Source organism: Acinetobacter sp. YH01019, from assembly GCF_013420285.1.
GTDB lineage: Bacteria > Pseudomonadota > Gammaproteobacteria > Pseudomonadales > Moraxellaceae > Acinetobacter > Acinetobacter gandensis.
The window spans coordinates 1-6,622 of the sequence record NZ_VOYM01000114.1 but is presented as its reverse complement, the minus strand read 5'-3'; the positions used below and the strand labels follow the sequence as shown (position 1 = coordinate 6,622).

Genomic DNA, 6,622 nt, shown 5'->3' with positions numbered 1-6,622 from the left:
TGTTTTTTCTGCTTTGATCGCAGCAAGTGCTACCTTAGCCTTAAAGTCGTTTGAATGATTTCTTCTTGGTCTACGTGCCATAAAATACTCCATATATTGATGTTTATAACATCATTTGAGGAGCAGAATATCAATTATAGGAGTTGTTCAAATTTCCGGATCCATCTCTGTTGAAATGAACGTTCAATATAACTGTTTTACTAATTAAAGTTATAAGTGGTTTCTTTAACTAAGAATAGCCGATAAAAGTGTAGCAAGTTGCTACACTCCTAGATAATATCCTTTCCGAAAATTTCATTTAGACGATCCTTGATGTCTTCCACAAATTTACTATCAGTTTTCAATTTATTTTTCATTTTTCTCTTAAAGTCACTTAAGCTCATTCCAACTTCAGCAAAATCCATTTGAAATAATGAATCATTGATAACAACGTTTGCTTGAGAGTCTGTGAGGCAACCTACAGTCTTAAACCACTTTTCAAGCTGTAAATAATTAGCATCATCATTAAAAATATACCATGAACGTACAGTGGTATCGAATTTTGCACCTAGATCTTTTACCTCAGCATTATCTTCAAATGGAACATCTAAGTAGATCTTTAATTTTTCGGCCTTTTTATTTTCAATTACAGGCTTTTCAAAACCACGATGATGTAGTTTAAATTTTACGCCTACAATAGGGCGTCCTTTTTTAATTGTTTCATATTCTAACTGTAGATCGGTGTTTTCATTAATTTCAGCTACAATTTTATCTAATACATAACGTCGAAAATCGACCCAACGGTCATATTTAGTTTCATTTATATCAATTAGAGCTCTGAGATTCTCTAATAATAATGGAACTTCGTAGATTTCTTGAGTCTTAAATTTGAATTCGTTTTTTATGAAATAGGTATAAAGACTCATACTTGCAACTGAATCTAGAGCAAATAAATGTTTTAGTTGGTATGTAGTAAAATTACCACCAGCTAATTGAGTAAAGTAAGGTAATACTTCACTGGTAAATCTGATTTGAAGTGCATTCTTTGAATCATCTTCCCATCTTAACTCACGGATAATAGGGACAACCGAGTGAACTCTTTTAGTCTTTTTCTTTATATCATCTACAGGTTCTTCAATTACAAAGTGCGCCACACGGGATGAAAGTTCTTTGTAAATTCGATCAATGGCTACATTAATTGAATTTCGCTTACTTAATCCCAGTAATTCAGCTAAATCATCTTTATACAGATAGATGTATGTTTGTTCACTAATCTCTTTATCGATATGATTCTTCTCACCGTAATTGGCAACAGCCATCGCATATAAAAGTGCTTTATATTCATTCGCTGACAATTCAATAGGTCGTATCAAACGATTGCTAGTACTTACAACCCCATTGTGACGAATATTACCTATGCAGTACGGGATTGAATCCAGCTCTTCTTTGTTATGGCTTAGTTCTGACATAAAGTGTATTAACTATTTTAAGTGTGCTTAACTTGATTATGCATGTTATATAAAAAAGTGGAAAAAGATTCAACACTTTCACCTAAAAAAACCTAAGGTGGAATACTTGTCACCAAATTTAGGTAAAAATCCATTAAAGTGGAAATATATTTTTAAATTCCACTCCAAGATGACAAACACTCCACTTTTAGATGTTTTTGATTCTTTATAGAAATACGGATTGATGAATAAACACCCATAATGGATTTTAAATAATCAATTAACCTATTTCGATATGACAAGTTTTCCACCTTTAAAAACGCAGATCACTGAAAAAAAATATCGAGTTTAGTCATAAGAACAAAATATCTGCATTCTAGGGTGAGTGCGTGAAATTCTTTCCACTCTTAGATCAATGAATATATCAAAAAATGGTGTAGTAAAAAAAAGCCTTGCAACTTTATCCACAATATTATTTTTGTAAGTGATTTTTTTTCCACTCTTGCACTTAAATTCATTAAGTTATCAACATCATAAATAATTGTTTTATATATTTTTTAAATGATAATACATATATTTTATAATTAACAGTGAAAAACATTCCACCATAGTGACAAATACTCCACTTTTAAGTGACAAATACTCCACTTTACAGTGACATATATTCCACTTTTAAGTGATCATCTTTCCACTTATAGAAGACAACTCTTCCACTTTAAGATGACAAACCCTCCACCTTAAAGCTGATATGGTATTGTTTTTAAATGAAAAATATCAACTTAATTATTAATTAACTTAATTATTAATTACTATTAATTATTAAATAAGCTAGCTATATAAAACTTTAAATTTAAAATTGCTTTAGCGTTATACAAATGACTGTTTTAAATTTAAAAGGTGTAGTAACTTAGCCCAAAGTTATTTATATTAATAGTAATTTTAAATATAGAATGATTTGACAAGTATGTCTGCAAAAATTATTGCTGTTGCGAATCACAAGGGTGGTTGTGGTAAAACAACAACAGTTGTTCATTTAGCCTCTGAGCTAGCAAACTTAGGAAAAAAAGTGCTTGTGATTGATTTAGATCCTCAAGCAAATGCTAGCTTGCATATTGGTTTAAAACATCCAAGTGAAGTTGGAGTAACAACCGCTGAGTTATTAGTAGGTGATGTCTCATTACTTACTGACGCTTTAGAAGAAGATACTAATTTTGATAATGTTTCACTAATTTATGGTTCTCTCAATTTAGGAAAAACTGAGGACCAATTAAAAGAAGATGCGCCAAGACCATCAGAAGAACTCACTACAAAATTAGAACTATTAAAAGATCTTTATGATTTTATTTTAATTGACTGCCCTCCAAGTTTAAAACTATTGACGAGTAATGCTTTAGCATCTTCAACACATGTAATTATCCCGATTGAATCTGGCTCACAATATGGTCTATATGGTGTTACAGACTTACTTAATCATTTAGAAAAAATAAAGCGAATCAATCCGGAGCTACAATTATTAGGTGCACTACTTATTAAGCACGATGAGAGACAAAATGTTTGTAAACTCATTCGTGATGAAGCATTTAAGCAAGTGGGCTATATTATGGAAACGACTATTCCACAAAGTACAAAAGTAAATCAAGCCGCAATTATGCAGCAGTCTTTACTTAAGCTAGACAAAAGTGGAAAGGTTCGAAAGGCTTTTGAAAGTTTAGCTAAAGAAGTTTTAGCTAAAGTTAACTGATTGAGAATTTTATGGCAACTGCAAAAGAACTTTTAGCTCAAAAGCTGAAACAAAATACTCAAAAGCATCAATTAGCTCAAAAAGATAATATCAAGGAATTAAAGGAATTTAGACGAAATGTCCCCATTGAAGACATTTCACGGAGTCCTTATCAACCGCGTAGAAAATTTGATGAGCAGGAAATCAAAGAACTGGCTGAATCGATCGATGAAGTTGGTTTGTTGCAACCCATCACTGTTCGTAAACTTGAAAATTTAAAATTTGAACTAATTGCAGGTGAACGTCGATTACGTGCGCATGAAATTCTAAAAAAATCGACTATTGAAGCCATTATTATTGATGCAAATAATGAAGAAGCTTCACTACTTACACTAGCTGAAAATTTAAAACGCCAGGATTTAACAGACTTCGAAATCTATATTGGTCTAGTAGGTTTGGATGAAAATTTAAAGAAAAATAAACAACGTTTAGCGAAGTCTTTAGGCTTAAATCGCGAAGACATGTATAAATATTTATCTTTTGAAAAGTTGCCTAAAGCCATCTTGAATGATTTGGTAAATGAGCCCCAGTTATTAGGTCGAACTGCTGCAACAGCTTTTAAAAAATTTCTTGCAGATCACGACGAAATAAAACAACGTGCTGAAAAAGCCTTGTTAACTGTTTGGACAAAAGTAAAGAATGGCCAACTTGAGCAAACTAAGGCTGTTGCACAAGCTACGAAATATCTAGTTCAAGATAATAACGATTCTCCATCAACATCGCTTGTAAAAAAAATTGAATATGCTGGGAAAGTTGCTGGGAATATTAAATTTAATGATAAGTTATTAAAGGTTTCTTTAAAAATTTCTCATTTTGATGATGCTAGCTTAGAAAAATTAGAAACCCTGTTGAAAGAGCTGGTGGAAAAAAATCAAGAAGTGTAGCAAGTTGCTACACTTCTTTTCTTTAAAATATGTCTGATAGTATAATCTTGGGGATACCTAGTAATAAAATTAATCTTAATAAAAAACAATTTTTTTATAATATATATTTATATCTGATAACTATAAAGCGTTGGCTCTTACTGCATTTGGAGTCATTCCTGAAATTGGTTCGGCTGTTAAAACCATTGTCAAAGCCGCAAGATCAAAGGAAGCTAATAAATTAAAAATTTTTAAATTGATGGAAGGCTTTGAGAGTGCCTTCAAAAAGCTAAAAATAAAAAGCCCATGGAACAATGCTCCTGAAGCATGGCTCAGGTCTAAGCCATGGCAAAAGATGGGAAAAACAGCATTAAATGCATTAAACAAATGTATTGATCGTTTAATTCAAGCTATTAATGGTTTCCTCAATAAAGTTCGCGGTAGTTTAAAATCGGCTTTGGAAAAGTTTAAAGTTGAGATTACTAATGCAAAGTATGCGATAAAAAAATACATTAGCGATCTCTGCAATGAAATTCAGAGAAAATTTCAGGAATTACTACCTCAACCTCAATTGGGTATGGCTGGTGCGAATGGGGCCAACATTCCCACCGGTAGATATGATGTAAATATACAATCGGGTAAATCTACCTCAACGACTCATACCCAAAAAGAAAAGACACCCGATAAAGAAAAACCACCTAAAGATAAGGACCTTGATAATCCATGTATATTAAGACCTTATCACCCTGATACATGTAAACCGTTAGGTAAAACTGGGCACCATGTTGTTCCAGACAGATGCTTTAGATTAGGTACTAGAACAGGGACGGGTAGAAATTCTTTACCAAATGCGATAAGTGAAGGTGATGGTTTAGTAGTATGTGTTGAAGGAGCTACACCAACTACTACGAATGAACATGGTAGAATACACCGACAATACAGTATCTACGAAAAGGCGTTAAAAGGTATTCATATGCCAGAAGCTACGGCTCCCTTAGTAGAAGTTGAAATTGCAGGCGCGAAAGCTGTTTCTAGTGTTATAAAAAAATGCAATGCCGCAAATTTAGCTACCCAATTGCGTGTCTATCATCAAGCAAAAGGATTAGCTGCTAATTATCGAGTTCGAGTTGATGTTAGAGGTAATACTGCTAGAACGTTACCTACTGGTGTTTTTGGATCACCTTTTAAATAATCTATGTCGAGATAAAATTTAATGAATAATTCATCAGTCACATTTGTTACTGGTTGTGCTATCAGCCAATCTAATTTTTATATAACATCTAATCTTGATAATTTGGATACTTGGGACCTGTTTTCAAAAACTTTTATTTATAAATATCAATCCGATGATTGGATAGATATGGATTTAGATGGTTGGAGAGTTGTTTCTGTTGCTTATTTTGAAAATTCTGGAATCTCTTCATTACTTGCACTTGAACAAGATGGTGACTTAGGAATATTTCAAGAAAATAAGAATAAACTCGAAAAAATACGTGAGACAGACGACTCTAAAATACAAGGACAATTCAATCGAATTAGAACTATTGATAATTCATTATATGTTTGTGGCGATGGCGCACAGATTTATACAAATATTGGTAATGGTTGGAATTCTTTAGATTTAGGTCTATCTGAATCATCATTAGATATGCCTAAATCTAGTGAATTAACATTAGACATAGAATTGGCATTTGATATCAATCTCTATGATATAAACGGATTTAGCTCAAATAGCCTTTATGTTTGCGGTACCAAAAAAAATGAAGGTTTTATTGCCTATTTTGATGGTTCTTACTGGGAACCTGTTGACAGAATGACTCCGTCTCCATTGTTTGGAATTACAATTTGCCCTGATAAGAAAAATATTATCATTTCGGGAGGATATGGAACTTTATTAAAAGGTAATTTTAAAGATGGTTTTAAAAACTTAAAAGATATAAGTATTAATTCAACTTTTTATTGTTCAGCATATTTTAAAGAGAAGTTATATATTGCTTCTGAAGATGGATTATATATCTACGATGAAGGAGTTTATCATTTAGTAGATGCCATTAATGATATTAAAGGAATTGTATACATAGAAGAAAAAGAAGGCGTTCTATGGATACTTTCTTATAAAAAATTGATTCGTTACGATGGAAATGAATGGCAAAGAATTAATCATCCACTCAATGAGTAAGCGTCCGCTGAATCCCATGCCTATTTTTTAATTTGAGTTGGATTTCCAGCGATGTGGCAGTAATTCTTCTATTTGGGTCACTTTATGTGTCGGCAACCTTTTCAGAACATCACTTAAATAGGCATACGGATCCAGCCCATTCAGCTTTGCTGACTGGATTAATGTCATGATATTGGCTGCTCGCTGACCGCTGCGCAGCGAACCTGCAAATAGCCAATTCTTACGTCCCAACGCCCAAGGTCGCATCTGGTTGTCGGGTAGTCAGACGCAGTTACCTACGTCCAACCCCCTAAGAACCGTGCATGCGAGTTTCCCAGCACACGGCTCAAGCCTCTGCTAAGGCGCCATTCGGCACCCGGTTATACATCGTTGA

5 protein-coding genes and 1 pseudogene are annotated in these 6,622 nt (G+C 33.1%); 4 read left to right on the top strand and 2 right to left on the bottom strand.

Annotated features, from left to right (window positions below; translation table 11 throughout):
- Window positions 1-269: 269 nt before the first annotated feature.
- A complete protein-coding gene (locus tag FTT84_RS16385) occupies window positions 270-1,448 on the bottom strand; it encodes a replication initiation protein (RefSeq protein ID WP_111861408.1) in 1,179 nt (392 codons plus the stop codon).
- Window positions 1,449-2,391: 943 nt separating this feature from the next.
- Between FTT84_RS16385 and FTT84_RS16380 the strand changes: the two genes are divergently transcribed.
- The 4 genes from FTT84_RS16380 (at window position 2,392) to FTT84_RS16365 (ending at window position 6,249) form a co-directional block, all read left to right on the top strand.
- On the top strand, window positions 2,392-3,168 hold the full coding sequence (locus FTT84_RS16380; protein ID WP_078194342.1) for a ParA family protein: 777 nt from the start codon (window positions 2,392-2,394) through the stop codon (window positions 3,166-3,168).
- Between the two features lie 11 nt (window positions 3,169-3,179).
- Window positions 3,180-4,091 (top strand): ParB/RepB/Spo0J family partition protein, encoded by a 912-nt coding sequence (locus FTT84_RS16375; RefSeq protein ID WP_180058915.1) that lies wholly within the window; start codon window positions 3,180-3,182, stop codon window positions 4,089-4,091.
- Window positions 4,092-4,221: 130 nt separating this feature from the next.
- A complete protein-coding gene (locus FTT84_RS16370) occupies window positions 4,222-5,262 on the top strand; it encodes a hypothetical protein (protein WP_180081857.1) in 1,041 nt (346 codons plus the stop codon).
- Window positions 5,263-5,283: 21 nt separating this feature from the next.
- Window positions 5,284-6,249 carry a hypothetical protein gene (locus tag FTT84_RS16365; protein ID WP_180081856.1) on the top strand — a complete coding sequence of 322 codons (966 nt, stop codon included), beginning with the start codon at window positions 5,284-5,286 and terminating at the stop codon, window positions 6,247-6,249.
- Window positions 6,250-6,276: 27 nt separating this feature from the next.
- On the opposite strand, the pseudogene FTT84_RS16360 reads toward FTT84_RS16365, so the two are convergent.
- A pseudogene (locus FTT84_RS16360) lies at window positions 6,277-6,504 on the bottom strand (transposase domain-containing protein); the annotation flags it as partial.
- Window positions 6,505-6,622: the final 118 nt, after the last annotated feature.

Bases quoted from the DNA above. Each gene is read 5' to 3' on its own strand.
- FTT84_RS16385 (WP_111861408.1), bottom strand. From the start codon at position 1,448: ATGTCAGAACTAAGCCATAACAAAGAAGAGCTGGATTCAATCCCGTAC.
- FTT84_RS16380 (WP_078194342.1), top strand. From the start codon at position 2,392: ATGTCTGCAAAAATTATTGCTGTTGCGAATCACAAGGGTGGTTGTGGT.
- FTT84_RS16375 (WP_180058915.1), top strand. From the start codon at position 3,180: ATGGCAACTGCAAAAGAACTTTTAGCTCAAAAGCTGAAACAAAATACT.
- FTT84_RS16365 (WP_180081856.1), top strand. From the start codon at position 5,284: ATGAATAATTCATCAGTCACATTTGTTACTGGTTGTGCTATCAGCCAA.